Annotated in this window: 22 protein-coding genes; 2 read left to right on the forward strand and 20 right to left on the reverse strand. The window is 65.3% G+C overall.

The genetic code is table 11. The annotated features are described in order from the left end of the window. Positions 1-25 precede the first annotated feature (25 nt). The 5 genes from ACZY0R_RS36460 to ACZY0R_RS36480 all read right to left on the reverse strand — a co-directional run bounded on the left by ACZY0R_RS36460 (position 26) and on the right by ACZY0R_RS36480 (position 5,574). Entirely contained in the window at positions 26-799 is a 774-nt protein-coding gene (locus ACZY0R_RS36460; protein ID WP_488865333.1) for a ParA family protein, read from the reverse strand. Positions 800-867: 68 nt separating this feature from the next. Further along, positions 868-1,575 (reverse strand): 16S rRNA (guanine(527)-N(7))-methyltransferase RsmG, encoded by a 708-nt coding sequence (gene rsmG, locus ACZY0R_RS36465; protein WP_488865335.1) that lies wholly within the window; start codon positions 1,573-1,575, stop codon positions 868-870. After that, entirely contained in the window at positions 1,576-3,516 is a 1,941-nt protein-coding gene (gene mnmG / locus ACZY0R_RS36470) for a tRNA uridine-5-carboxymethylaminomethyl(34) synthesis enzyme MnmG (RefSeq protein ID WP_488865337.1), read from the reverse strand. Between the two features lie 197 nt (positions 3,517-3,713). Further along, a complete protein-coding gene (locus ACZY0R_RS36475) occupies positions 3,714-4,574 on the reverse strand; it encodes an N-formylglutamate amidohydrolase (protein WP_488865339.1) in 861 nt (286 codons plus the stop codon). 4 nt (positions 4,575-4,578) lie between these two features. Beyond that, the gene (locus tag ACZY0R_RS36480; RefSeq protein WP_488865341.1) at positions 4,579-5,574 is read right to left on the reverse strand and encodes a Bug family tripartite tricarboxylate transporter substrate binding protein; all 996 of its coding nucleotides are present in this window, start codon (positions 5,572-5,574) and stop codon (positions 4,579-4,581) included. 130 nt (positions 5,575-5,704) lie between these two features. On the opposite strand from ACZY0R_RS36480, the gene ACZY0R_RS36485 reads away from it, so the two are divergent. After that, a complete protein-coding gene (locus tag ACZY0R_RS36485) occupies positions 5,705-6,649 on the forward strand; it encodes a LysR substrate-binding domain-containing protein (RefSeq protein ID WP_488865343.1) in 945 nt (314 codons plus the stop codon). 265 nt (positions 6,650-6,914) lie between these two features. Here ACZY0R_RS36485 and ACZY0R_RS36490 read toward each other — a convergent pair whose 3' ends face one another. The 15 genes from ACZY0R_RS36490 to ACZY0R_RS36560 all read right to left on the reverse strand — a co-directional run bounded on the left by ACZY0R_RS36490 (position 6,915) and on the right by ACZY0R_RS36560 (position 25,381). After that, a complete protein-coding gene (locus ACZY0R_RS36490) occupies positions 6,915-7,658 on the reverse strand; it encodes an ABC transporter ATP-binding protein (protein ID WP_488865345.1) in 744 nt (247 codons plus the stop codon). Between the two features lie 10 nt (positions 7,659-7,668). Continuing rightward, a complete protein-coding gene (locus ACZY0R_RS36495; RefSeq protein ID WP_488865347.1) occupies positions 7,669-9,456 on the reverse strand; it encodes a branched-chain amino acid ABC transporter ATP-binding protein/permease in 1,788 nt (595 codons plus the stop codon). A 10-nt stretch (positions 9,457-9,466) separates the two neighbouring features. Next, positions 9,467-10,519, reverse strand: a complete 1,053-nt coding sequence (locus ACZY0R_RS36500) for a branched-chain amino acid ABC transporter permease (protein ID WP_488865349.1) — start codon at positions 10,517-10,519, stop codon at positions 9,467-9,469. 402 nt (positions 10,520-10,921) lie between these two features. Continuing rightward, entirely contained in the window at positions 10,922-12,073 is a 1,152-nt protein-coding gene (locus ACZY0R_RS36505) for an ABC transporter substrate-binding protein (RefSeq protein WP_488865351.1), read from the reverse strand. A 410-nt stretch (positions 12,074-12,483) separates the two neighbouring features. Beyond that, positions 12,484-13,242 carry a sulfite exporter TauE/SafE family protein gene (locus tag ACZY0R_RS36510; RefSeq protein ID WP_488865353.1) on the reverse strand — a complete coding sequence of 253 codons (759 nt, stop codon included), beginning with the start codon at positions 13,240-13,242 and terminating at the stop codon, positions 12,484-12,486. Between the two features lie 70 nt (positions 13,243-13,312). Continuing rightward, positions 13,313-13,891, reverse strand: coding sequence for a hypothetical protein (locus ACZY0R_RS36515; protein WP_488865355.1), 579 nt, complete (start codon positions 13,889-13,891; stop codon positions 13,313-13,315). A 285-nt stretch (positions 13,892-14,176) separates the two neighbouring features. Further along, positions 14,177-15,208, reverse strand: coding sequence for a branched-chain amino acid ABC transporter permease (locus tag ACZY0R_RS36520; RefSeq protein WP_441637028.1), 1,032 nt, complete (start codon positions 15,206-15,208; stop codon positions 14,177-14,179). Beyond that, positions 15,208-16,092, reverse strand: coding sequence for a branched-chain amino acid ABC transporter permease (locus tag ACZY0R_RS36525; RefSeq protein WP_045242998.1), 885 nt, complete (start codon positions 16,090-16,092; stop codon positions 15,208-15,210). Before ACZY0R_RS36525 ends, ACZY0R_RS36520 begins: the two co-directional genes overlap by 1 nt. A 261-nt stretch (positions 16,093-16,353) precedes the next feature. Continuing rightward, a complete protein-coding gene (locus tag ACZY0R_RS36530; RefSeq protein ID WP_488865358.1) occupies positions 16,354-17,562 on the reverse strand; it encodes an ABC transporter substrate-binding protein in 1,209 nt (402 codons plus the stop codon). A 96-nt stretch (positions 17,563-17,658) separates the two neighbouring features. Next, positions 17,659-18,384 carry an ABC transporter ATP-binding protein gene (locus ACZY0R_RS36535; RefSeq protein WP_488865360.1) on the reverse strand — a complete coding sequence of 242 codons (726 nt, stop codon included), beginning with the start codon at positions 18,382-18,384 and terminating at the stop codon, positions 17,659-17,661. A 9-nt stretch (positions 18,385-18,393) separates the two neighbouring features. Continuing rightward, a complete protein-coding gene (locus tag ACZY0R_RS36540; protein WP_488865362.1) occupies positions 18,394-19,170 on the reverse strand; it encodes an ABC transporter ATP-binding protein in 777 nt (258 codons plus the stop codon). Between the two features lie 357 nt (positions 19,171-19,527). Further along, complete coding sequence (locus ACZY0R_RS36545) at positions 19,528-21,228, reverse strand: GMC family oxidoreductase (protein WP_488865364.1); 1,701 nt, start codon at positions 21,226-21,228, stop codon at positions 19,528-19,530. Between the two features lie 169 nt (positions 21,229-21,397). After that, positions 21,398-22,366, reverse strand: a complete 969-nt coding sequence (locus ACZY0R_RS36550) for an alpha/beta hydrolase (RefSeq protein ID WP_488865366.1) — start codon at positions 22,364-22,366, stop codon at positions 21,398-21,400. A gap of 76 nt (positions 22,367-22,442) precedes the next feature. Continuing rightward, complete coding sequence (gene cueR, locus ACZY0R_RS36555) at positions 22,443-22,910, reverse strand: Cu(I)-responsive transcriptional regulator (protein WP_488865368.1); 468 nt, start codon at positions 22,908-22,910, stop codon at positions 22,443-22,445. Continuing rightward, positions 22,907-25,381: a heavy metal translocating P-type ATPase gene (locus ACZY0R_RS36560; RefSeq protein WP_488865370.1), complete on the reverse strand. Its 2,475-nt coding sequence runs from the start codon at positions 25,379-25,381 to the stop codon at positions 22,907-22,909. The genes cueR and ACZY0R_RS36560 overlap by 4 nt, the downstream gene beginning before the upstream one ends. A gap of 260 nt (positions 25,382-25,641) precedes the next feature. Between ACZY0R_RS36560 and ACZY0R_RS36565 the strand changes: the two genes are divergently transcribed. After that, entirely contained in the window at positions 25,642-25,842 is a 201-nt protein-coding gene (locus tag ACZY0R_RS36565; RefSeq protein ID WP_045241998.1) for a heavy-metal-associated domain-containing protein, read from the forward strand. Positions 25,843-25,875: the final 33 nt, after the last annotated feature.

Raw genomic sequence — 25,875 nt, forward strand, 5'->3', positions numbered from 1 at the left:
TATACGTGAATCTCAGGCCCGGCGCTTAGCCGAGTTGCTTGACGCGCGCGATCATTTCCGCGCCGAAGTCGAGGTAAGCCTTGGCGCCCTTGGAGGACGGATCGAAGGCCACGCCGGGTACGCCGTAGGACGGTGCTTCCGCCAGCCGCACATTGCGCGGGATGAGGGTCTTGAACACCTTGTCGCCGAAATGCGACTCAAGCTGGGCTGACACCTGCTGCTGCAATGTCACGCGTGGATCAAACATCACACGAAGCAAGCCAATCACCTTCAGGTCGCGATTGAGGTTGGCGTGCACCTGCTTGATGGTGTTGACGAGATCGGACAGCCCTTCCAGCGCGAAGTACTCGCATTGCATCGGCACGATCACGCCGTTGGCCGCGCAGAGGCCGTTGAGGGTCAGCAGGGAGAGCGAGGGCGGGCAATCGATCAGCACGAAATCGTACGCGTCATCGACTTCGGCAAGGGCGTTCTTGAGCCGGCGCTCGCGCTGATCCAGCTCGACCAGCTCCACTTCCGCACCGGCCAGTTCACGGTTGGCAGGCAACACATCGTACTTGCCGGACTCGGAGTGCTGACGCGCCTGTTTCACCGTGGACAGCCCGACCAGCACCTGGTAGACGCTGTGTTCGAGCGACTGCTTGTCGATGCCGGATCCCATCGAGGCGTTGCCCTGGGGATCGAGGTCGACTAGCAGCACGCGCTGGTCCTGTGCCGCCAGGCCGGCGGCAAGGTTCACCGTGGTGGTGGTCTTGCCGACGCCGCCCTTCTGGTTTGCGATCACGAATACCTTGGCCATAAGCTCCTGCTGCTCCTGCTTGATTTCAACCTGCCGGGGGTGGGCGCCGGCGACAACCACCGGCCGGGTCAGCGGCGCGACAGCACCACCAGGTGACGCTCTGCGTCCAGCTCCGGCACGGTCAGGCGCGGTATTGCCTCGACCTGCCACTGTGCCATCAGCCCGGCCGCTTCCATGCGATCGATCTCGGGCTGGGGATAAACGCCCTTCATTGCTATCAGCTTGCCGCCCGGCGCCAGCAGGTGGCCGGCGAGCGAGACGAAATCGCTCAGCTCGGCAAATGCGCGCGAGGTGATCACCGCATAGCCCTTGTTGTCCTCCAGCTTCTCGACCGGCCCCCAATGGGCAGCGGCATTGGACAATCCGAGCTGTGCCCGGCACTGCGTGAGGAAGGCTGTCTTCTTTTGCACGATGTCGACCATCAGCACCGATACATCGGGACAGGCGATGGCAAGCGGCAGGCCGGGCATGCCGCCGCCCGAACCCACATCGAGCACCCGGCGGCGCGCGCCCTCCTCCACCACGGCGGCGCGCGCCGCCTCCGCCAGCGCCGGCACGGCGGCCAGCGAATCCAGCATGTGGTGGGTGAGCATCTCGTCGGGATGACGGATGGCGGTCAGGTTATAGACGCCGTTCCATTTGCGCAGCAGCGCGAGGTAGGCAAACAACTGGTCGATCTGTGGCGCGGAGAGAACCAGCCCGATGGCGGACAGGCCGGCTTCCAGCCGACGGCGCTGGTCGGCATCGTCCACGGCGGCGTAACGTTGTTTCCTCACTCAGGCGGCCTCTTGGCTGGAGCCGGACTTGGTACGCCCCATGCCCTTTTTCTTCAGATGGACCAGCAGCAGTGAAATCGCCGCCGGCGTCACGCCGGAAATGCGCGATGCCTGGCCGAGTGTCTCCGGCCGGTGCTGGTTCAGTTTCTGGCCGACCTCAATGCCCAGGCCGCGCACTTCGGTGTAATCGAAGTCTTCTGGCAAGCGGGTGGATTCGTTGGCTTCCAGCTTATCCACCTCCGCGGCCTGGCGTGCGATGTAGCCGTGATACTTGATGCCGATCTCGATCTGCTCGCAAATCTGCTCGACCAGCAGGGGATCGGCATCCAGCGGCTGGGCCGGCGCGAACTTGCCATCTTGCAGTGCCATCAGTGCGTCGTACGTAACGGCCGGACGGCGCAGCAGGTCGGCGAGGTTGTACTCGCGCTCGATCGCCTTGCCGAGCAGCGGCACCGCATCCGCCTCGGGCAGCACGCTCGGATTGACCCAGGTCCCCTTCAGTCGCTCTGTTTCACGTGAAACAGCATCGCGCTTCCGGTTAAATGCATCCCAGCGCACATCATCGACAACACCAAGCGCCCGACCAGCCTCGGTCAGCCGCATATCGGCATTATCTTCGCGCAGGCTCAAACGGAACTCCGCGCGGCTGGTGAACATTCGATACGGTTCCGAGACCCCGCGGGTGATCAGATCGTCGACCAGAACCCCAAGATAGGCCTGGTCCCGCCGGGGAGTCCAGGCATCGCGCTCCTTCACGAAGCACCCGGCATTGATACCGGCCAACAGGCCCTGGGCCGCCGCCTCCTCGTAACCGGTGGTGCCGTTGATCTGGCCCGCGAAGAACAGCCCGCGGATCGCCTTGGACTCCAGCGAGGCCTTCAGGGCACGCGGATCGAAGTAGTCGTACTCGATGGCGTACCCTGGGCGCAGGATATGCGCGTTCTCCATGCCACGGATCGAGTGCACCAAGGCGAGTTGCACGTCGAACGGCAGGCTGGTCGAGATCCCGTTGGGATAGAACTCGTTGGTCGTCAGCCCTTCCGGCTCCAGGAAAATCTGGTGGCTGTCCTTGCTGGCGAAGCGGTGAATCTTGTCTTCGATACTGGGGCAGTAGCGCGGCCCTACCCCCTCGATCACGCCGGTGTACATTGGCGAACGATCGAGGCCGCCACGGATGATGTCGTGGGTACGGCTATTGGTATGCGTGATCCAGCACGGCAATTGCCGCGGGTGCTGTTCGGCACGGCCAAGGAAGGAGAACACGGGCACCGGGTCGAGATCCCCGGGCTGCGCCTCCATCACCGAGAAGTCGATGGTGCGGCCGTCAATGCGCGGCGGCGTGCCGGTCTTCAGGCGGCCCTGAGGCAGCTTGAGCTCCTTCAGCCGCGCGGACAGCGATACCGACGCAGGATCGCCAGCGCGGCCGCCGGTGTAGTTATCCAGTCCCACGTGAATCTTGCCGTCGAGGAAGGTACCGGCGGTCAGCACAACCGCGCGCGCGCGGAAGGTGATGCCAACCTGAGTGACGGCACCGACCACGCGGTCGCCCTCCACCACGAGGTCGTCCACGGCCTGCTGGAATAGCATCAGGTTAGGCTGGTTTTCCAGCCGGGTGCGAATCGCGTTGCGATACAGCACGCGGTCGGCCTGGGCACGGGTGGCGCGGACGGCCGGGCCCTTGCTGGAATTCAGGATGCGGAACTGAATGCCCGACTCATCCGTGGCAGCCGCCATGGCGCCGCCCATTGCGTCCACTTCCTTGACGAGATGACCCTTGCCAATGCCGCCGATCGATGGATTGCAGCTCATCTGGCCAAGGGTCTCGATGTTATGGCTCAGCAGCAGCGTCTGGCAGCCCATACGAGCCGCGGCGAGCGCAGCTTCCGTGCCGGCGTGGCCGCCGCCGACAACAATGACATCGAATTCTTTTGGGTAAAGCATGGAGGCACCTCCTCCGGGAGGCTGGCGGGAAATGAATCGGGATGCCGAATTATAGCGGCATTCGCTGTGGCGTCCCTGCGCCGCAGCATGTTTCACGTGAAACATGCCGCATGAATAACTCGGGTGTGTTCCACGTGAAACAAAAAAGCCGGGCTCGATGGCCCGGCTTGGATACTGACTGGATTAACGTCTACGCGTCATGCCCCATCCTGCTCTCGCAAGTAGCTGGCAATGCGTTCGACCAGTCGGCCCAGATCCGCCTGAAGCTGGCCGAACCCAGCGCTGCGTTCGCGCGTCGCCTCATCCATATATAGCGGTCGGCGAATCTCGATCTGCAAGCTGTTACGCCGCTCGGCGGGACGCCCAATTTGCGCTATCAGTTGCACGCCCTTGTACGGATCGTTACGCGCCACCGTATAGCCGAGCGCCCGCAATTCGGATTCCACTAGCGCGACGAAAGCCGGCTCGCAGGTCGTGCCGTCGCGATCGCCCAGCACGAAGTCCGCCAGTGGATGCGGACTCCGGATCTTGAGCCGCTCATAGGCGTTGTTCGGCATCGAGTGCAGGTTCAGATGCCACACCGCACCGAAGCGCTGGTAGGACTCCTCCACCGCCGCAGATAGTGCCTGATGGTAAGGGCGGTAGTATCGATCGATCCGGCCGCGTACCTCTTGCAGCGAGAGCTTGCGGTCGTAGATCCGTGTGGCCGCATCCACATTGCGCCAGATCAGTCCATAGCCCAGGCGCGTCTTTTCACCTGGCGCCAGCGGCTCGGGCCAGGTGTCATCCAGCAGTTCGGGATCCAGATCGTCAAGCGTACGATTGGGATCGATATAGACGCGGGGGAAATTCGCGGCGATCAGCGTGCCACCGATCCGCGGCACGGCTTCCCACAGCGATTCCACGTGGGTGTCCTCGCCGCTCCGAAGACGCTGCAGCGGGATGGCCGCACCGAAGTCCTGCGGGTAGCACGTGCCGCTGTGCGGCGAATCGCAAACCAGCGGCAAGGCCTGAGCCTGCGGCGCGGACTGGACAAAGGGTTCGAAGCTATCGTTCATGCCATCAATCCAGTTTGATATTGGCGGCCTTGGCCACGCGCGCATAGCGTGTCATGGCCTGCTGGATCTGGACCTTGAAGCCATCCGGCGTGGTCGGTACCAGGGTGCCACCGGACTCTTCCACCTTGCGCTTGAACTCAGGATTCTGCATGGCCTTGTGGATGGCGCGGTTGAGCTTCTCGACGATAGCCGGCGGCGTCCCCGCGGGCGCCACGATGCCGAACCAGCCGCCATCCCCCATCTCCTTGTAGCCCAGTTCCGCGTAGGTCGGGACGTTGGGCAGTAGCGGCGAACGAGCGGAGCCCAGCACGGCGAGCGGGCGCAGCCGCCCGGATTTCACGTGGGGCAGCGCGGACGACAGGTTGTCGGTGATGGCACTGACCTGCCCCGCCACCGCGTCGTTGAGTCCCAGACCGGCGCCCTTGTACGGTACGTGCAACAGGTCGATCTTGGCCAGCATCTTGAAGTTCTCGATATTCACATGACCCAGGGAGCCCGCACCTGGCGAAGCAACGCTGTATTTGCCGGGGTTGGCGCGGGCCAGGGCAACGAACTCCTGCATGGTCTTGGCCGGTACGCTGGGATGCACCGCGAACACGCTGGGGACCGCCATCACATTGGTGACCGGCGCGAAATCCTTGATCGGGTCGTAATTCAGCTTGGGGTACACGGCCGGGTTGGAACCGTGCGTGCTGACGGTAGCCATGCCGATGGTGTATCCATCCGGTGCCGAGCGCGCGACCTGCTCCATGCCGAGCGAACCACCGGCACCGCCCTTGTTCTCCACCACGATCGGCTGCCCCAACTCGCGGCCGCCGAACTCCGCCACCAGGCGCGCCGACAGGTCCGTCGAACCACCCGCGGCAAAAGGTACGACCAGGCGGATCGGGTGGTTCGGATAGTTGGCCTGCGCGAACGCGCCGCCGGCGGCGGAGACGCTGGCGCACGCCGCCAGGCAGGACAGGACGAAATGCCGGCGCGGCAAACTGGCTCGGATCATGGGAGTTTTCTCCTTGGCGTTATGTGGGTAGGTGGCCAAGTGTCGGCAGTTTACCGGGTCCGCACAAACGACTATATTGCACGCTTGCATTACCAAAGCTCATTCTCGGCTCCCCCCTCCCCCTCCTCCCATGCGGCTACGCTCGCCCTCGATGTCCGAACTGCACGCCTTTGCCGCCGCGGCGCGACTGGGCAGCTTTACGCGTGCGGCGGAGGATCTTTGTGTCACCCAGGGGGCGATCAGCCGTGCCATCGCCCGTCTCGAATCGCACTTTGGCCAACCCCTTCTCCAACGCAATGCGCATCGCCTGACCCTGACCGATGCCGGCCGCCAGCTACTCGACTCAGTAGCCGGCCCGCTGGCAGTCATCGAGAACGCCAGCGCCGCCCTGCTCTCTCGCGACCGTCAGCGTCACCTCACGCTGTCCGCCGTGCCCACGCTGGCCAGCGTATGGCTGATACCGAGGCTGCCGGATTTCCACCGCCGCCACCCCGAGATCCGCCTGGACTTCGTGCCCTACCGGCGCAACGAGGACTTCTCAGGCCCGGCGCCGGATGCCGCTATCCTCGCCGGCGCCCCGGACCGCTGGCCGGGCCTGCAATGCGACTACGTGATCGGCAGCGAGATGGTACCCATCTGCCATCCCGACCGGGCCCGCGCCCGCCATGAGTCTGGGCGATGGTCCCAACCGGCAGAACTGCTCGAGGAACCCTTGCTCTACCACACCACCGCCCCGGCCAACTGGCAGCACTGGCTGTGTGCGGCAGGCGTACCCAGTGCTGCGCCGGCGCTTGCCACGGGCTTCGACCAGGTCTCGATTCTGGTCCAGGCGGTCAAGGCGGACATGGGAGTGGCCGTGTTGCAGCGCTGTCTGGTACGGGACGAGATCGCCGCAGGGCGCGTAGTGGCGCCGTTTGATTTGCCGATCAGGCTGACGCGGGGGTACTTCCTGTGTGCGCCGAGGGAGAGGCGGGACCATCCCGCATTTGCCAAGTTTCGTGCGTGGCTACTTGGCATGGCAGCGCAAGATCCCGACGTGCTGCAGGCCAATCAGGAAAATTCGCCGAATAAATAACAGAAGGCATGATTCTGGAAATTATTTTTGTTCAGCGAATATCCACCTGTCTCTTGGCGCACTGATATCTACGCAACGAATTTAGAGTCAATTTGCATTAGTACTGAAATTCTTTCTATGAATATATAGCGTACCTATTCCTGCGCTAACCCTGGATCAAGAACGCTTCCGCAAAGGTCCGGCTTCTAGCAATCCAGCCTACAAATAATAATGACGGGCAATGCCCGTCATTATTCGTCGTATAAATTCTGGCGATAGATAAGGCCTAGGCCGCCTTTTTCGCCAGCCCCAGATACGTCTCAATCACCTTCGGATTCGCCGCCAGTTCCACCGCCGGCCCCTCCATCGCCATATCCCCCGTCTCGATCACATACCCATAGTCCGCCACCTGCAGCGCAGCGCGTGCGTTCTGCTCGATCAGCAGCGTCGCCACGCCCGTCTTGCGCAGGTCGTTGATGATGTGGAAGATCTCCTTCACGATCAGCGGCGCCAGCCCGAGGCTCGGCTCGTCCAGCATCAGCAGTTGCGGCTTGGCCATCAGCGCGCGGCCCACCGCCAGCATCTGGCGCTCGCCGCCGGACAGCGTGCCGGCATCCTGCTTCGCCCGCTCCTTCAGGCGCGGGAACAAGCCGTAGACCACCTCCATCTGGTCGAGGAAGTTCTTTTCCCCGGCGCGCTTGCGGCGATACGCACCCAGCACCAGGTTGTCCGCCACGCTCATCGAGCCGAACAGTTCGCGCTTCTCCGGCACCAGGCACATGCCACGCGCCACGCGGCCCTCCACCGGTATCCCGGCGAGGTCGTGGCCGAGATAGCTCACCGCGCCGGCCGAGGAGCCGTTCACCGGCAGCGCCCCCATGATCGCGTTGAGCATGGTGGACTTGCCCGCGCCGTTGGGGCCGATCACCGTGACGATCTTGCCCGCCTCCACTTTCAGGTTGGCGCCGTGCACCGCTTCGACCTTGCCGTAGCGCACGTGGAGGTCTTTCACTTCGAGGATCAGGCTCATTGTCTTTTCCTTACTCCACGCCGCCGAGATAGGCTTCGAGCACCGCCGGGTTCTTCTGCACGTCCTCGGGCACGCCTTCCGCGATGCGCGTACCAAATTCCATCACCACCAGGCGGTCGGTCAGATTCATCACGAAGTCCATGTCGTGCTCGACCAGCAGCACGCTCATGCCCTCGCCCTTGAGCTTCTTCAGCAGTTCCGCAAGCGCCTGCTTTTCCTTGTAGCGCAGCCCCGCCGCGGGTTCATCCAGCAGCAGCAGCGCGGGGTCGCAGCACAGCGCCCGGGCGATTTCCAGGATGCGTTGCTGACCCAGCGCGAGGCTGCCGGCCTCCATGTACATGCAGTCGGCCAGCCCCACGCGTTCGAGCTGGCGCGCGGCCTCGTGCAATAGCTTCGCTTCTTCGTTCTGGTTCATGCGCAGGATCGCCGCGGTCACGCCGCCCTGCGCCGCGAAGTCGCCACGCAGGTGCGCGCCGATCGCCACGTTCTCCAGCACCGTCATGGTCGGCAGCAGATGCACATGCTGGAAGGTGCGTCCGATGCCGCGCTTGACGATCTCGCGCGACGGCAGCCCGGAGATCTGCTCGCCACGATAGCGCACCTCGCCGCGCGTGGCGGGCAGCACGCCGGTGACAAGGTTGAAGGTGGTGGACTTGCCCGCGCCGTTGGGACCGATCAGGCCGATGATCTCGCCGGCGCGCACCTGGAAGCTGACGTCATTGACCGCCACCAGCCCGCCGAACTCCTTGCGCGCGGCCTTCACATCAAGGATCAGCTCGCCGGCCTGCGGCTTCGCCCGCAACGGCAACCGCTCGGCCTGCTCCGGCGCCGCCACCGGCGGCCCGCTCGGGAACAGCTTCTTGATAAAGGGCCAGATGCCATCGCGCGCGTACTGCAGCAGCAGCACCATCAGCACGCCGAACACGATGGTTTCGAAGTTGCCGTTGGCGCCGAGCAGCTTGGGCAGCACGCCTTGCAGCACGTCCTTCAGGATGGTGAGGATGCCCGCGCCGAGCACCGCGCCCCACACATGGCCGACGCCGCCCACCACCGCCATGAACAGGTACTCGATACCGTAGTTCAGGCCAAAGGGCGTCGGGTTCACCGCGCGCTGCAGATGCGCATAGAGGAAGCCAGAGATGCAGGCGAGTATCGCCGCCACCACAAAGATCACCACCTTCATCCACGCGGTGTTGACCCCCATCGCCTCGGCCATGGTGCCGCCGCCCTTGAGCGCGCGAATGGCGCGGCCCGGGCGCGAGTTCAGCAGGTTCTGCATGGCGATCACCGCCAGCAGCACCACCGCCCAGATCAGGTAGAACATCGAACGGCCGGAGGCCAGGTCAATGCCGAGCAAGTTCAGCACCGGAATGCCGTTGAGGCCGTCGTACTTGCCGAGGAACTCCAGGTTGCCGAACAGGAAGAACAGCGACAGCCCCCAGGCGATGGTGGCCAGCGGCAGGTAGTGGCCGGACATGCGCATGGTGATCAGGCCGATCACATAAGCCGAGGCCATCGTGATCATCAGTCCCACCAGCAGGCCGAACCACGGCGACATCCCGAACTGCGTGGTGAGGTACGCCGTGCTGTAGGCGCCCAGGCCAACGAAGGCGGCCTGCCCGAAGGAGGTCATGCCGCCCACGCCGGTGAGCAGCACCAGGCCGATGGCGACGATGCTGTACAGGCCGATGTAGTTGCCCAGGGTGATCCAGAACTCGGGGGTGGGGAGCACCGGCAACAGCGCCAGCACCACCGTGAAGGCCAGCAGGAAAATTCGGTTCTTGAGGTTCGTGTTCATGGCGTGTCCCTTATTCCTCTTCTTCCACATGCTTGCTGGTGAGCGAGCGCCACAGCAGCACGGGCAGGATCAGGGTGAACACGATGACCTCCTTGAAGGCGCTGGCCCAGAAGGAGGAATAGGATTCGAGCAGCCCCACCAGGATGGCGCCCGCGGCCGCCGCCGGATAGCTCACCAGGCCACCCACGATGGCACCGACGAATCCCTTGAGGCCGATCAGGAAGCCCGATTCGTAATAGACGGTGGTCAGCGGCGCGATCAGGATGCCGCACAGCGCGCCCATCGCCGCCGCGAGCGTGAACGACAGCCGCCCGGCCTGGGTCGTGCCGATGCCCACCAGGCGCGCGCCAAGGCGATTGACCGCGGTGGCGCGCAGCGCTTTACCAGCGATGGTGCGCTCAAAGTAGAAGTACAGCGCCGCGATCAGCAACGCCGACACGCCCACCACCCACAGGCTCTGGCCGGATATCGACAGGCTGCCCACTTCGAAGCGAGCCTCGGAGAACGGCGTGGTGCGCGAGCCCTCGGCGCCGAACATCACCAGGCCCAGCCCCACCAGCGCGAAGTGCACGCCGACCGAAACGATCAGCAGTACCAGCGTGCTGGCCTCGGCCAGCGGCTGGTAGGCCAGGCGGTACAGCATGGGACCGAGCGGAATCACGATCAGCAGGGTCAGCGCGATCTGCGCCAGCATCGGCATCGACTGTCCGTTGAAATTCTGCGCCAGCAGATGCACGGCCAGCGGGAAGACCAGGTACTTGCCCGCCAGCACGGCCAGCCGCCTTGCTGCCGTACGGCGCAGCTCGGCGCTGCGCAGGATGGTGATCGTCTCGTAGAGAAAGGTCAGCACGCCCATGACCAGCAGCAGCCAGCTGCTTTGCGGCGCATGACCTGACTGGATCGCCGCCAGGGTCAACGCGCCATAGGCGACGAACTCCCCTTGCGGAATGAAGATGACGCGGGTCACCGAGAACACCAGCACCAGGGCCAGTGCAAGCAGCGCGTAGATGGCGCCCGAGGTGATCCCGTCCTGCGCCAGGATGGCGGCGATCGAGAGGTCCATTGTCTCCCCGTATTGTTGAATGGCCCTGCCGGCGAGGGAGGCCGGCTGGCTTGTGAAAAAACGAATTACGAAATAGTAAAGAACTTACGCATAGCGTAAATCCTGACGAACCCTTAGGTTTCGCAGTGCCGCATCGGTCATCCGCCAGCGTGAGCGCCAACCTTTCGATATGGCTGAGGCAGTCATACCCGCGGCGCAACATGGCCGCCATCCCGTTTCGCCCGCCCCTGGGTGGACCGGTCGGCCCGCCAATATAATTAACACGTTAAAGATCGTGCATGACGGATGCGGTGTCAAGCTCGGGATTGCCTGTAGCGGGTGGCGCAGCCGCCGCGCAATAAAAAGGGCGCATGGTCTGTCCATGCGCCCTCCTTGCACCTCCGTGCACCTATGCCGGCAGTCTTACTTGGTCTGCAGCTTCCACTTGCCGTCGACGATTTCCACCATCACGCGCGCGCGCTGGTCCAGACCGAGGTGGTCGGTCGGCGTCATGTTCATGATGCCGTGGGAGATCGGCAGTTCCTTGGTCTGCTCCATCGCATCGCGCAGCGCCCTGCGGAATTCCTTGGTACCCGGCTGGCCCTTCTTCAGCGCCTCGGGAATGGCTCGCTGCAGCAGCAGGCCAGCATCCCAGGCGTGGCCGCCGAAGGTCGAGACCTGCCCGCCGTACGTCTTTTCGTACGCGGTCTTGTAGGTGATGGCGGGCTTCTTGACCGGGTTGCTGTCAGGCAGTTGCTCGGCCACCAGCAGCGGGCCGGCCGGCAGGAAGATGCCTTCGCAATCCTTGCCACACACACGCAGGAAGTCGGGGTTGGCCACGCCGTGCGTCTGGTAGATCTTGCCCTTCCAGCCGCGCTCCTTGAGCGCCCTGGCCGGAAGCGCGGCGGGCGTACCCGAACCAGCGATCAGCACTGCATCGGGATTGCTCCCCATCATCTTCAGCACCTGGCCGGTCACGGAGGTATCGGTGCGAGCGAAGCGTTCGTTGGCCACGACCTTGATCTTGCGCATCTCGCCAACCTTGGCGAATTCCTGCGCCCAGCTATCGCCGTAGGCATCCGCGAAGCCGATAAAGGCCACCGTCTTCACGTTGTGGTTGGTCATGTGCTCGGCAATGGCGGTTGCCATTTGCGAGTCGTTCTGCGGCGTCTTGAAGACCCAGTAGCGCTTGGCGTCCATCGGCTCGATGATGCGGGCCGAGGCGGCCAGCGTGATCATCGGCGTCTCGTTCTCGGCGACGACGTCGACCATGGCCAGCGAGTTGGGCGTGACGGTTGAACCCACCACCACGTCGACCTTGTCCTCGCTGATCAGCTTGCGCGTGTTCTTGACCGCCGTGGTGGTGTCCGATGCATCGTCGAGCACGATGTACTCGACCTTCTTGCCGGCGATCTCCTTCGGCAGCAGCGCGATGGTGTTCTTCTCGGGGATGCCCAGTGAAGCCGCGGGTCCCGTGGCCGATAGCGTTACCCCGACCTTGACCTGTGCGCTGGCGGTGCCGGCGCACAGGCCGGCGGCAGCGAGAGCCAGCAGGCTGGCGCGCTTGAATGTCATCGTGTCTCCTTCCATTGCGGCAAACGGAAAAAGCATCCGTCCCGGCCTCCGGCCGGTCGGATGCCCCAATCTGGTGTTCTTGTCTTTCTATTCTTTTTATTGTGCCGGTCCCTCGCGGGACCGTCTCCAGGCGCAACGCCGGCGCCTGCCTGCTACCCTGGGGCACATGGCGAATGCAAATTCGCCGCACTCCGTCTCCCGCCCAGCGCTTGATCCCCGGCGGCGCTCGGCACGAGCTAGCCATGCTAAGCCATGGCGCGCCCCGGACCGGCCGCGCATTCGCCGACCGCCCGGTCGGGAATGCGTAGCGAGTCTAGCAACAGCCATATCGGCCGGGTAGCCGGATTAACCCGCATCGCAACATGCAAGCGACACGGCGTCGCGCGGACATCGCGCCAAGCGGTGTTCGCTCAGTTGCCGAACGCATCCCACGCGGTCTTCACGATCAGCGCGGCCACCACCACGATGAACACCCGCCGCACGAAAGCGCTGCCATGCTTGAGCGCGAGGCGGCTGCCCACCTGGCTGCCCGCCACATTCGCCACCGCCATGACCAGCCCGAGCTGCCACCAGACGTGCCCCTTCACCGCCAGCAGCAGCAGCGCTGCCAGGTTGGTGGCGAGGTTAACCACCTTGGTCGACGCCGATGCGTGCAGGAAATCGTAGCCGAACACCCGCACGAACACGATCATCAGGAAGCTGCCGGTTCCTGGCCCGAAAACGCCATCGTAGAAGCCAATGGCCGCCCCCGCCACTAATGCCGCCGCGCGCTCCTTGCCGCCCGACAGCGACGGCGCATGCTCGGTGCCCAGGTTCTTCTTGGCCACTGTGTACACCAGCAGGATGACCAGGATAAAGGGCAGCGACTTGCGCAGCGGCTCCGCGGGAATCAGCGTGAGCGCGTAGGCCCCCGCCATCGAAAAGGCGAAAGCCGACAGCATCGTCGGCAGGGTCGCACCCCAATAGATATGAACGCTGCGTCCATAGCGAAGCGCGGCATTCGTGGTCCCGGCCAGCGAGGCCACCTTGCTGGTACCCAGCAGCGTGGCCGGCGACATATTGGGATAAGCGGAGAACAGGGCCGGGATCTGCACCAGGCCGCCGCCGCCGGCGACGGCATCGATCAGGCCGGCAAGAAATGCGGCAACAGCGAGAAACGCGAATTCCATGGAATGCGAGAAAAATAAAGAGGGGAAACGAAGCAGCAGAGACGGCCGCGCCAGTCAGGCGCGACGCCTGTCAGCCCAGGGTCTTGGGCGCCGGAGAGAGATTGCGATGCCACAAGCCCCCGGCGTGCGCGACAAAGCCCGCCGAAGCGGCCTGTGGCGCGCTCAGCAGCGCCGGCGCCAGGAGCAGGTGCCGCACGCCGTGCGCTCGGCACCAGTCGGCCAGCAGGTCGCAACAGGCCTGCAGCATGGCGGCATCCTCTTGCGCGGCTTCAGCGCCGGCCCACCACTCCGCGGCTAACGCCGCCAGGCCGGACAGTTGGAGATGTGGCACCAGCGTCACGGGGAGGCATCCCATCAGCCGCGGCGCGGCAGCGTCCCCGGCCGCCGCCAACACGCAGGTCCCGCGCTCGGGCCGGGCCAGCAGGTTCTCCACCAGCGCATCCCGGGCGCGCGCCGCCGCTACGGGCAACGCCTGCCGTGACTGCAGCCAGGCGCACAGGGGCCCGGCATCGGCCGGGGTGGCAAGACGTACCAATGCCTGCGGACCGGCGGGAAGGGCCGGGGCACTAGCGGGATCGGGCTGGGAAGGAAATGGGGAAGGGAAATCTGAAGGCATGGCGGGCCCGATGGCAAGGCAGCATTGTCTCATGCGCTCCTGGCTGCCCTTATGCCGATTCCGCATGGCGGGGGCATTACGCACCACAAACGGGCGTTCACGGGTATCGAGCGGGCATTAAAAAAGGCGTTGCCAGGGATCACCCGGCAACGCCCTCATCTTATATTGGCACTCCAGCCTAGTGACTGCGCGCCTGTCGTCTCCTCGCTTCCGCCTCCATTTAACCTGCGAAAACCGTATATGCAATGTAACGAAGCGGTGCGTTTCCAGCAAGCTAGAAGAAACCCTAGCCCCAAAATCGGGCATGTAGCCCGGCGATCACTCCCGGGACTTCCCGAAGAAGCGCGCCATCACTTCACCCATGATGCCGCGGCGGAACGTCAGCACGCAGATCACGAAGATCACGCCGGTGACCATTGTGACGGACTCGCCCAGCGTGCCGAACCACTCGATGCCCGTCGCCGACGCCAGGAAGTTGCCGATATCGCCGAGCTTGTTCTCAAGAGCCACCACCACAAATGCGCCGACCAGCGGACCGGACAGTGTACCCAGCCCGCCCACCAGCGTCATCAGGATCACCGAGCCCGACATCGACCAGTGCACGTCCGTCAGGGTGGCAAAGCCCAGCACCAGCGCCTTGATCGAGCCGGCCAGCCCGGACAGCGCGGCAGACAGCACGAACGCCATCAACTTGAAGCGGTCGGTATCGTAGCCCAGCGAGATGGTACGCGGCTCGTTCTCCTTGATCGCCTTGAGGATCTGCCCGAACGGGGAATGCACGACGCGTACGATCAGCGCGAAGGCCGCCACGATGATGGCCAGCGCCACATAGTAGAGCGTCAGGTCGTTGGCCAGCGGCAGCAGGCCGAACAGCTTGCCTCGCGGAATGCCCTGCAGCCCGTCCTCGCCGCCGGTGTATGGCACCTGCAGGCAAAAGAAGAACAGCATCTGCGCCAGCGCCAGCGTGATCATCGAAAAGTAAATGCCCTGGCGCCGGATCGCGATATATCCCACCACATACCCGATCAGGGCACCAGCCAGCGTGCCCAGCACCAGCCCGACCTCGGGCGTGACGCCCCACGCCTTCATGGCATGGCCGGCCGTGTAGGCCGCGCCGCCGAAGAAGGCGGCATGGCCGAACGACAACAGGCCCGTGTAGCCGATCAGCAGGTTGAAGGCGCAGGCGAACAGCGCGAAGCACAGCACCTTCAACACGAACACGGGATACGCCCCGGCCATCGGCGCCAGAATCAGCGCCAGCAGCAACAATCCGTACAACAGTTTCTTCTGCACGCCCCGCCCCTGTCTTGTCTGCCCTGCGGCCACCGCCGCGCCGGTTGGTTGGTTCATCACTTCTCCCTCCCGAACAGTCCGGCCGGGCGCAGCATCAGCACGATCACCATGATGAAGAACACGACCGTGGATGAGGCCTCGGGATAGAACACCTTGGTCAGGCCTTCGATCACGCCCAGGCCAAGGCCGGTCAGGATCGAACCCATGATCGAGCCCATGCCGCCGATCACCACCACGGCGAACACGATGATGATCAGGTTCTGCCCCATCAGCGGCGAAATCTGGATCACCGGCGCCGCCAGCACGCCGGCGAACGCCGCCAGCGCCACGCCGAAGCCGTAGGTCAGCGTCACCATCAGCGGCACGTTGACGCCGAAGGCCTCGACCAGCTTGGGATTCTCGGTGCCCGCGCGCAGGTAGGCACCCAGCTTGGTCTTCTCGATCAGGTACCAGGTGGAGAAGCACACCACCAGCGAAGCAGCCACTACCCAGGCCCGGTAGTTGGGCAGGATCATGAAGCCGAGGTCGGTGGCGCCGCTGAGCGCCTCGGGCGCCGAGTACGGCAACCCGGACACACCGTAGATCGACCGGAAGATGCCCTCGATCACCAGTGTGATGCCCAGTGTCAGCAGCAGACCGTAGATATGGTCGAGCTTGTAGATCCAGCGCAGCATCGTGCGCTCGATCACGATCCCGATCAGCGCCACCGCCAGCGGCGACAGCACGAGCATCACCCAGTAGTTGAGCTCGAAGTAATTCATGCCCATCCAGGCCAGCACCGCGCCGAGCATGAACAACGCCCCGTGGGCGAAATTGATGACGTTGAGCAGCCCGAAGATGACCGCAAGGCCGAGGCTCAACATCGCATAGAAAGCACCGTTGACCAGTCCCAGCAGTAACTGGGACAGCATGGCGGGCAGAGGAATACCGAAGATGTCCATCGCAGGCGTTACCGTTTGCGCACCAGCCGGGGTCCGTCGTTCCCCGCCAGCAAGGCGCAGTCAAAATGAAGCGTAGCGGATCTGCCCTGACACAATGCCTGAGGCAGTATCACCACGCCGGAATCATCTTGCTCGTGCCTCCAGGCGGGAACCCAGCGCCGTTGCTGGCCCGGTGCAAAGAAAGACACTGGACCCCCGCTCCGGTCCCCGTTGAGGGCACCGGAGCGGGGGCGACATACGTCATGCATTCACATCACGTTATTACTTCTTCAGCAGCGCGCACTTCGATTCCGCCACCGTAGTGAAGGCCTGGTCGCCCGGAATGGTGGCCACCACCTTCATGTAATCCCAAGGCTTCTTGGATTCCGCCGGCGCCTTCACTTGCATCAGGTACATATCGTGGATGCCGCGGCCGTCCTGGCGAATGTAGCCCTTGGTGTAGAAGTCGTTAATCTTGGCCTTCTTCAGTTCTGCCATGACCTTGTCCGGGTCATCGGTCTTCGCTGCCTCGACCGCCTTCAGGTAGGTATGCGCCGCGGAGTAGTCGGCCGCCTGCAGGCTGCTCGGCATCTTCTTCATCTTGGCGAAGAAGCGCGTGGCGAACTTGCGGGTATCGTCGTTCATGTCCCAGTACCAGCTGTCGGTCATCAGCAGGCCTTCGGTGTTCTTCAACCCCAGGCTGTGGATATCGTTGATGAACATCAGCAGGCCGGCGATCTTCATATTCTTGGTGATGCCGAATTCCTTGGCCGCCTTGATCGAATTGATGGTGTCGCCACCGGCATTGGCCAGGCCCAGGATCTGTGCCTTCGACGACTGCGCCTGCAGCAGGAAGGACGAGAAGTCGGAGGCGTTCAGCGGGTGGCGCACCGAACCCGCCACGGTGCCGCCATTGGCTTTCACCACGGCGGCGGTATCGGTCTCGAGCGAGTGGCCGAACGCATAGTCGGCGGTCAGGAAGAACCACGACTTGCCGCCCTGCTTGACCACCGCGCTGCCCGTGCCCTTGGCCAGTGCCACCGTGTCATACGCATAGTGCACGGTGTACGGCGAGCATTCCTCGTTGGTCAGGCGCGCAGTGCCGGCGCCGATATTGATGTAGACCCTCTTCTTCTCCGACGCCACCTTGTTCATGGCCAGCGCGGTGCCGGAATTGGTGCCGCCGATCAGCACGTCGAGGCCCTGCTGGTCCATCCACTCGCGCGCCTTCGAGGCGGCGATGTCGGCCTTGTTCTGGTGATCCGCCGAGACCAGTTCGATCGGCTTGCCCAGCACCTTGCCGCCGTTGTCTTCAATCGCCATCTTGATGGCCTCGAGGCCGCCCGGGCCGTCGATGTCGGCGTACAGGCCCGACAAGTCGGTGATGTAGCCGATCTTGACGGTATCGCCCGAGACCTGTGCCGATGCCGTACCCGTTGCCACGCTCGCTACGATAGCCGCCAGAGCGACCGCCACCCGAGTCATCTTCATTTACCTGTCTCCTTAGTTTCGGCGGCACGTGACGCCACCCGTTCCCGTTCTAAAACAATGCCTGCGATGCAGGCCGGCGATGCGCGCCGGCGTGAATCAGACCCCAAGCAGTTCGTTCAGCACCGGCATCTTGGCCTGCAGCTCCGCAGCCGCGAAGCGCTCGACGATGGTGCCGTGTTCCATCACATAAAAGCGATCGGCCAGCGGCGCGGCGAAGCGGAAGTTCTGCTCCACCATCACCACCGTGTAGCCCTTCTTCTTGAGCATCAGGATCATGCGCGCCAGCGCCTGCACGATCACCGGCGCCAGGCCCTCGGAGATCTCGTCGAGCAGCAGCAGGTTGGCCCCGGTGCGCAGGATGCGGCCAACGGCCAGCATCTGCTGCTCGCCGCCCGACAGGCGCGTGCCCTGGCTTTGGCGACGCTCCTTCAGGTTCGGGAACATGTCGTAGATCTCGGCCTCGCTCATGCCGGTGACCGCGCTGCCGCCCTGCCCTTTCAGCAGCGGCGGCAGCAGCAGGTTTTCCTCGCACGACAGGCTGGCGAAGATGCCCCGCTCTTCCGGGCAGTAACCGATGCCGCAATGCGCGATCTTGTGCGTCGGCATGCCGATGGTCTCGGTGCCGTTGACGCGGATCGAACCCTTGCGCTGGCCGGTCAGGCCCATGATCGCGCGCAGCGTGGTGGTGCGCCCGGCCCCGTTGCGGCCCAGCAGCGTCACCACCTCGCCGGGATTCACGGTCAGGTCCACGCCATGCAGGATGTGCGATTCGCCATACCAGGCGTGCAGGTCCTTGATTTCTAGTGCGGGCGTTGTGCTCATCCTGGCTCCTCAGTGCGCGCCCTGCAGTTCAGCGTCGACGGTGCCCATGTAGGCCTCCATCACGCGCGGGTCTTTCGATACTTCGGCGTATGGCCCTTCGGCCAGGATCGCGCCGCGCTGCAATACCGTGATCTTGTCGGCGATCGACGAGACCACGTTCATATTGTGTTCGACCATCAGGATGGTGCGCCCCACCGCCACCTTGCGGATCAGTTCGGTGACGCGCGCCACGTCTTCATGGCCCATGCCCTGGGTGGGCTCGTCGAGCAGCATCAGCTCCGGCTCCATCGCCAGCGTGGTGGCGATCTCCAGCGCGCGCTTGCGGCCGTACGGCAGGTTGACCGTCACGGTCTGCGCAACGTCGGTCAGGCCGACCTGCTCGAGCAGTTCCATGCCGCGCCCGTTGAGCGTGTCGAGCGTGTTCTCGCTGCGCCAGAAATGATAGGACGTGCCGAGCTGCCGCTGCAGGCCGATGCGCACGTTCTCCAGCACCGTCAGGTGCGGGAACACGGCCGAGATCTGGAACGAACGGATCACGCCGCGCCGGGCGATCTGCGCCGGTTTCTCGCGCGTGATGTCGATGCCGTTGAACAGGATCGTGCCGGTCGTCGGCTCAAGGAACTTGGTGAGCAGGTTGAAGCACGTGGTCTTGCCGGCGCCGTTGGGGCCGATCAAGGCATGGATGGACCCGCGGTTCACCCGCAGGTTGACGTCGCTCACCGCGGTAAACCCCTTGAACTCCTTGGTGAGGTTCCGCGTTTCCAGGATCGTGTCTTGCTGGTTCATGGTCTCCTGCCCGCCCTCTTGCTGCGGCGCCGGCTTCTGGTCGGCACCGCCAAATGGTCAGAACTGTGGTGCCTGTCGCACCACCACGGCACGGGTCGCGCCAATCCAGTTGCGCTCCCCGTGGCTGCTGCGGCGTTGGCGCCGCTTGTCTTTTTCTACCCGCCGTGCCCCGCCCTCCCGGAACGCGCAACGCGCCCTCGGGAGGGCGCGCCAATGTGAGCGGTACTGCACGGCATCGCGGCGTCTATTGTGTGCGCCTGCTGCGTCGCAAAACATCCGGGTTTGCACTAATTATGAAACATGAACCAGATGTCAGGTTGGTGTCAGGTTCGCGTCAACTTTGCGATGCCGGCGCATTCAGGCCTGGGTTGCGGCTCCCGCCTTGACGGCGAGCGAAGCTTCCGCCGGGGAATCAGCATCCTCCGCCGCCTTGCCGGCCACGCCGCTCACGCGCAGGCGCCGGTCTTCGCGGATCATGTCGCTGGCGCGCTCCGCGATCATGATGGTGGGCGAGTTGGTATTGCCCGAGGTGATCAGCGGCATCACCGATGCATCCACCACGCGCAGGCCATCGATGCCGATCACGCGCAGGCGCTGGTCCACCACCGCCTGCGCATCGTCGGGACGCCCCATGCGGCAGGTGCCCACCGGATGGAAGATGGTGGTGCCGATCTCGCTCGCTGCCTGGGCCAATTGCTCATCGGTCTGCAGGGCCGCGCCGGGAAGCCATTCCAGCGGCTTGTAGGGTGCCAGCGCCGGCGATGCCACGATGCGCCGCGTCAAGCGCAGCGAATCCGTCGCGACCTTGCGGTCGGCATCGGTGGACAGGTAATTGGGCGCGATCACCGGCGCATGGCGGAAGTCCGGATCCGCGATATGCACGCTGCCGCGCGAGGTCGGGCGCAGGTTGCACACGCTGGCGGTGAAAGCATTGAAGCGATGCAGCGGATCACCGAACTTGTCGAGCGATAGCGGCTGGACGTGGTACTCGAGATTGGGCCGCGCGTACGAAGCGTCCGAGCGCGCGAACGCGCCCAGTTGCGACGGTGCCATGCTCATCGGGCCGCTCTGGTTGACCGCGTACTGCAGGCCGATGCCGAGCTTGCCCCACCAGTTGCCCGCGCGGGTATTGAGCGTGCGCACGCCTTCCACCTTCACCACGCTGCGCAGTTGCAGGTGATCCTGCAGGTTCTCGCCCACGCCGGGCAGCGCGTGGCGCACGGAGATGCCCAGCGCCTGCAGCCGCTCGGGCTGGCCGATGCCGGACAGCTCCAGCAGCTGCGGCGTATTGACCGCGCCCGCTGCCAGGATCACCTCCTCGCGCGCCGCCACCGTGAACGGCGTGCCGCCGCCGAGATAGGCCACGCCGCTGCAACGCCGTCCATCGAACGTCAGGGCGCTGACCTGCGCGCCGGTGACGATGGTCAGGTTCGGCCGTTCGGCCGCGCGGCGCAGGAAGGCCTTGGCGGTATTCCAGCGAATGCCGCGGCGCTGGTTGACCTCGAAGTAGCCCACGCCGAAGTTATCGCCGCGATTGAAATCGCCGGTGCGCGGGATGCCGGCCTGCTCGGCGGCCTCGATGAAGCGCTCAAGGATATCCCAGCGCAGACGCTGCCCTTCCACCCGCCATTCGCCGCCGGCGCCGTGGAATTCGTCGCCGCCGCGGTGATGGTCCTCGCTGCGCTTGAACAGCGGCAGCACATTGTCCCAGCGCCAGCCGTCGTCGCCTGTCAGGCGTGCCCAGTCGTCATAGTCCTCGCGCTGCCCGCGCATATAGATCATGCCGTTGATCGACGACGAGCCGCCCAGCACGCGCCCGCGCGGATAGCCCAGCGTGCGGCCGTTCAGGCCAGCCTCCGCGGCGGTGCGGTACATCCAGTCGGTGCGCGGGTTGCCGATGCAATACAGGTAGCCCACCGGGATATGGATCCAGTGATAGTCGTCGCGCCCGCCGGCTTCGAGCAGCAACACGCTCACCTCGGGGTCCAGGGTCAGGCGGTTGGCCAGCACGCAGCCGGCCGAACCGGCGCCGACGATGATGTAGTCGTAAGTCTCCATGCTTTTTTCTTGTCAGGCCTTGCGCCGCGTTTGAAAGGGTTGAAGATAGGCCCGCACGGGAATGCACCGCCGGGCTTGCGAAACCATGCGGCCCTGCGCGGGCTGCGGAACTTGGGCCATGGCCGCGTGCAATGGTTCAGGAAGCCGCAGCCGGCAACGCATCATGCGCTCACGCAGCCTGCGGCTGCAAATGCTTGCGCAGCCAATCGGCGAGCGTGGCAAAAACCTCGCCGCGCAACGGCTGTGCCTCGTTGAAAATCTCGTGGTAAGCGCCATCGAACCTGCGCGCTTCGCACAGGTCGCGCGGCGCACTATCGCAGAAGCGGCGGCTACCGGCCGGGTCGACGATGTGATCGTCGCCCGCGACGAGCATCAGCGTGGGCGCTTCCAGCAAGATCGCATCTGCCTGCGCCTGCGCCATGCCGCGCAGGAACGTCTCGAGCACGCTAGCGCTGATGGTGCCCTGCACCAGCGGATCGGCACGATACCGCGCCACCACCGCCGCATCGTGCGAGAGGTAGCGCGCGTCGATCGGGTTCGGCACGCGCAGGCGCGGCGCCAGCGCCAGCAACATGTGGTGCAGCGTCAGCATCGGTGCGGAGAGTTTCAATGCCAGCGCCGGCGACGACAGCACCAGCGCGCGCACGGGCCGCACCCGTGCCGTGGCGAAACGCGCCGCCACCAGGCCGCCCATGCTATGGCCCAGCAGGAATGGCAGCTCCTTCCACTGGCTCACGGCCGCATCGTGGATTTCGGTGAGGTCTTCGACAAACACGTCCGGGTGCCCGGCCACCATGCGCGGACCGCCGCTGGCGCCATGGCCGCGCTGGTCGTAGGCGCGCACGCGCAGGCCCAGGCCGCACAACAGCTCGGCCACGTGCTGGTAGCGGCCGCAATGCTCGGCCAGGCCATGAACCAGCAAGAGCGAGCCAGTGGCCTCGGGAAAGGAGTCGGGATCGGGCTGCCAGGTACGCAGCAGCAGTTCCGTGCCGTCACGCATGCGCTGGCGGCTTTCAGAGGGAACGAGAGGCCGCGCCGGAGCCGCGGCACCGGAACCAGCGCCACCGGCCTCGCCGGCACCACCGCCGGCAATGCTCGCGGGAGCCCCGGCGGGAGCAGCGGTACTCGGTCGATCCATGCGATTGGTCTCCATATCTGTTCCGCTACGGTGGTGCTGGCCTGGCGTTACGATTCCACTGGCCGGCGCCGCACGGCTAGGTGGCCGCCGTGCCGTCCCCTTCATGGGCATGGCGATGGCAATCAGGCATTGCCACACCGCCAGCCTCGTCCAGGCCGGCCCGCGCCATATCCGCCAGGATCGGGCAATCGGGCCGCGCGTCGCCGCTGCAAGCCTCGGCCAGCTGGCGCAGCGTATCGCGCATGGCGGCCAGCTCGGCGATGCGCTGCTCGAGGTCCGCCACGTGACGCAAGGTAAGCGCCTTGACATCGGCGCTGGCCCGCGCGCGGTCATGCCACAACGACAGCAGGCCGCGTATCTCGTCCAGCGAGAACCCGAGATTACGGGCACGCCGCACGAAGCGCAAGGTGTGCACCGCGCGCTCGTCGTAGCGCCGGTAGCCGCCCTCGCTGCGCGGCGGCGGCGCCAGCAAGCCGATGGCTTCGTAGTGCCGGATCATCTTGGCGGAGACGCCGGAAGCTTGTGCCGCTTCACCGATATTCATGTTCTGTCTCCCGCCGGCTTCCAGCGCCGCAACAGCAGTGCATTGCCGACCACGCTCACGCTGGAGAATGCCATGGCCGCGCCGGCCACCACCGGGTTCAGCAAGCCCGCTGCCGCCAAGGGGATACCGATCACATTGTAGAAGAAGGCCCAAAACAGGTTTTCGCGAATCTTGCGCACAGTGCGGTGCGAGATCGCCAGCGCATCGGCCACCAGCGCCGGATCCCCGCGCATCAGCGTGATGCCGGCGGCATGCATGGCCACGTCGGTGCCGGTGGACATGGCAATCCCGACATCGGCAGCGGCCAGCGCCGGCGCATCGTTGATGCCGTCGCCCACCATCGCCACCACGGTGCCACCCGCCTTGAGTCCGATGACGCGCTCCGCCTTGTCGGCCGGCAGCACTTCCGCCTGCACCTCGTCCAGCCCGAGCGTCTCGGCCACGCGTGCCGCGGCCCCCCTGTTGTCGCCGGACAGCATCACGGTACGCACGCCGGCGGCACGCAGCCGGTCGATCGCGCGGCGCGCGCCGGGCTTGATGGTGTCGCCAAAAGCGACCAGGCCCAGCACGCGCGGCAGTCCTTGCGCAGGCGACGCATCCTGCGCGCCCGTCTCGATCAGCCAGGACACCGTGCGCCCCTGGTCCTGCAGTGCTTGCGCCTGTGCGCCGAGCGTACCCGGCGCTGCGCCCAGCGAAGCACGCAGGCGCTCGCTGCCGAGCTGCAGCGCCACGCCGTCCACCTTCCCGGCCAGGCCCATGCCCGGCAGCGCGCGCACATCGGTAGCCGTCGACGCCTCGATGCCGCGCGCACGGGCCGCCGCCAGCACGGCATGCGCGAGCGGATGCTCGCTGCCGGCCTGCAGCGCGGCCAGGCGTGCCAGCAAGCGTTGCTCTTCGTCCGCGCCGGCGCCTTCGGGCACCGCCAGCGCCACCACTTCCGGCTTGCCCACCGTGAGCGTGCCGGTCTTGTCGAAAGCCACCACCTTGACCCTGTGCGCCACTTCCAGCGCCTCGGCGTCCTTGATCAGGATGCCGGCGCGCGCTCCCGCGCCGGTGCCCGCCATGATCGCGGTCGGCGTCGCCAGGCCGAGCGCGCACGGGCAGGCGATCACCAGCACAGCCACCGCGTTGAGCAAGGCCGCTTCCCAGTTGCCGCCGAGCACGCCCCAGCCCAGCAGCGTGACCATGGCGATACCCAGCACTACCGGCACGAACACCGAGCTGACGCGGTCGACCATGCGCTGGATCGGCGCCTTGGCCGCCTGCGCGTGCTCGACCATGCGGATAATGCGGGCCAGCACCGTTTCAGCGCCCACCGCCACGGTGCGCGCAACCAGACGGCCTTCGTAATTGATGGCACCGCCGGTCAGCAGCGTGCCAGGCTCCTTGGCCACCGGCAGGCTCTCGCCGGTCAGCATCGATTCGTCGGCATGACTGCTGCCCTCGATCACTTGGGCGTCGACGGGCACGCGTGCGCCCGGCAGCACGACGATCTCGTCGCCTACCCGCACCAAGCCCAGTGGCACCGTGACTTCGCCGCCATCGCGGCGCACGATTGCGATATCGGGGCGCAGCGCGGCCAGCGCGCGGATGGCGTCAGCGGTCTGGCGCTTGGCGCGCGTCTCCAGCCACTTGCCGAGCCGCACCAGCGTGATGACCACCGCCGCGCTTTCGAAGTAGAGGTGCGGCATGCCGTCCACGCCGCGCCACATCGACCACAGGGACAAGGCATAGGCCGCCGAAGTGCCGAGCGCGACCAGCAGGTCCATATTGCCGGCGCCCGCGCGCACCGCCTTCCAGCCCGCCTTATAGAAACGCCAGCCGAATACGAACTGCACCGGCGTGGCCAGCAACCATTGCACCCAGGCCGGCAGCATCCAGTGCACGCCGAACCATTGCGCCACCATCGGCGCCATCAGCGGCAGCGACAGCGCCGCCGAGATCGCCACCGGCCACGGCCCGGACCAGAAGCCCTCGCCCGCCGCGCCCGCGGGCAGTTCGCCGCCCACCGGCACGGCGCCATAGCCGGCGCGCGCGACCGCCGCGGCCAGCGCATCGGCATCCACGGCACCGCGCATCACCGTGACCTCGGCCCGCTCCGTGGCCAGGTTGACCTGTGCATCCACCACGCCCGGCACGGCTTTCAAGGCACGCTCGACGCGGGCCACGCAGGACGCGCACGTCATGTCGCTGATGGACAAGGCAATGGCCTGGTGCGGCACCTCGTAGCCGGCAGCCTTCACCGCCTCGGCCGCGGCCGGCAACACCGCCGCGCTATCGGCTTGCAGCGTGGCCTCTTCGGTGGCGAGGTTAACAGCGACCTGCCGCACGCCCGGCACTTTGCCCAGCGCGGTTTCGACACGCCGCACGCACGAGGCGCACGTCATGCCGCCGATCGGCAGGCGCCATTCGGAAGCCGGCGCGTTCGCCGCTGCGCCGGGTATGGGAAGAACTTGGGAATTGGCGGGCATGGCCTGAAGGAAAGAGATCCTCAATGATGACCAACACATGATGGACCTTACCATGCTGGGAAGGTCAAGGGCGAAGACAAGCCACCCTTCAATCACCCGCACGAGCGGAGCTTGCTTCGAAAAGGCCTTGCGCTTCCCACCGTGGGAAGGTGCAAACTTTAGGGGTAGATGCAGTCCGGCCCGGTCAGCGCAGCGGTGGGTACGCTTTTTCTGGGGCCGCCGGACGCTTTCATTGAGTCCTTTCCTACAGGAGATTCCAGATGATCCAGTTCCAGGTTGAAGGCATGTCGTGCGGCCACTGCGTGGGCGCCATCACCCGCGCCGTGCAGGCGCTCGATCCGGCCGCGAAGGTGTCGGCCGACATTCCCGCGCAGGCGGTTACGGTCGAAGCCACGGCAAGCAGCCAGGCGCTGCGCGAGGCGATCGAAGCGGCCGGCTATCCCGTCAAAGCCAGCGCATAAGCTGGCACCGCGGGCATGGCCCGCGGCTGCCCC

The sequence above is a fragment of the Cupriavidus sp. F041 genome (genome assembly GCF_057814235.1).

Excerpts from the sequence above, each read along its gene's own strand:
- ACZY0R_RS36530 (WP_488865358.1), bottom strand. The coding sequence starts at position 17,562 with ATGAAGATGACTCGGGTGGCGGTCGCTCTGGCGGCTATCGTAGCGAGC.
- ACZY0R_RS36475 (WP_488865339.1), bottom strand. The coding sequence starts at position 4,574 with ATGAACGATAGCTTCGAACCCTTTGTCCAGTCCGCGCCGCAGGCTCAG.
- ACZY0R_RS36535 (WP_488865360.1), bottom strand. The coding sequence starts at position 18,384 with ATGAGCACAACGCCCGCACTAGAAATCAAGGACCTGCACGCCTGGTAT.
- ACZY0R_RS36485 (WP_488865343.1), top strand. The coding sequence starts at position 5,705 with ATGCGGCTACGCTCGCCCTCGATGTCCGAACTGCACGCCTTTGCCGCC.
- ACZY0R_RS36545 (WP_488865364.1), bottom strand. The coding sequence starts at position 21,228 with ATGGAGACTTACGACTACATCATCGTCGGCGCCGGTTCGGCCGGCTGC.
- ACZY0R_RS36505 (WP_488865351.1), bottom strand. The coding sequence starts at position 12,073 with ATGACATTCAAGCGCGCCAGCCTGCTGGCTCTCGCTGCCGCCGGCCTG.
- ACZY0R_RS36500 (WP_488865349.1), bottom strand. The coding sequence starts at position 10,519 with ATGGACCTCTCGATCGCCGCCATCCTGGCGCAGGACGGGATCACCTCG.
- ACZY0R_RS36515 (WP_488865355.1), bottom strand. The coding sequence starts at position 13,891 with ATGAGACAATGCTGCCTTGCCATCGGGCCCGCCATGCCTTCAGATTTC.
- ACZY0R_RS36520 (WP_441637028.1), bottom strand. The coding sequence starts at position 15,208 with ATGAACCAACCAACCGGCGCGGCGGTGGCCGCAGGGCAGACAAGACAG.
- cueR (WP_488865368.1), bottom strand. The coding sequence starts at position 22,910 with ATGAATATCGGTGAAGCGGCACAAGCTTCCGGCGTCTCCGCCAAGATG.
- ACZY0R_RS36480 (WP_488865341.1), bottom strand. The coding sequence starts at position 5,574 with ATGATCCGAGCCAGTTTGCCGCGCCGGCATTTCGTCCTGTCCTGCCTG.
- ACZY0R_RS36525 (WP_045242998.1), bottom strand. The coding sequence starts at position 16,092 with ATGGACATCTTCGGTATTCCTCTGCCCGCCATGCTGTCCCAGTTACTG.
- ACZY0R_RS36510 (WP_488865353.1), bottom strand. The coding sequence starts at position 13,242 with ATGGAATTCGCGTTTCTCGCTGTTGCCGCATTTCTTGCCGGCCTGATC.
- ACZY0R_RS36550 (WP_488865366.1), bottom strand. The coding sequence starts at position 22,366 with ATGGATCGACCGAGTACCGCTGCTCCCGCCGGGGCTCCCGCGAGCATT.
- ACZY0R_RS36460 (WP_488865333.1), bottom strand. The coding sequence starts at position 799 with ATGGCCAAGGTATTCGTGATCGCAAACCAGAAGGGCGGCGTCGGCAAG.
- ACZY0R_RS36495 (WP_488865347.1), bottom strand. The coding sequence starts at position 9,456 with ATGAACACGAACCTCAAGAACCGAATTTTCCTGCTGGCCTTCACGGTG.
- ACZY0R_RS36560 (WP_488865370.1), bottom strand. The coding sequence starts at position 25,381 with ATGCCCGCCAATTCCCAAGTTCTTCCCATACCCGGCGCAGCGGCGAAC.
- ACZY0R_RS36565 (WP_045241998.1), top strand. The coding sequence starts at position 25,642 with ATGATCCAGTTCCAGGTTGAAGGCATGTCGTGCGGCCACTGCGTGGGC.
- ACZY0R_RS36490 (WP_488865345.1), bottom strand. The coding sequence starts at position 7,658 with ATGAGCCTGATCCTCGAAGTGAAAGACCTCCACGTGCGCTACGGCAAG.
- ACZY0R_RS36540 (WP_488865362.1), bottom strand. The coding sequence starts at position 19,170 with ATGAACCAGCAAGACACGATCCTGGAAACGCGGAACCTCACCAAGGAG.
- mnmG (WP_488865337.1), bottom strand. The coding sequence starts at position 3,516 with ATGCTTTACCCAAAAGAATTCGATGTCATTGTTGTCGGCGGCGGCCAC.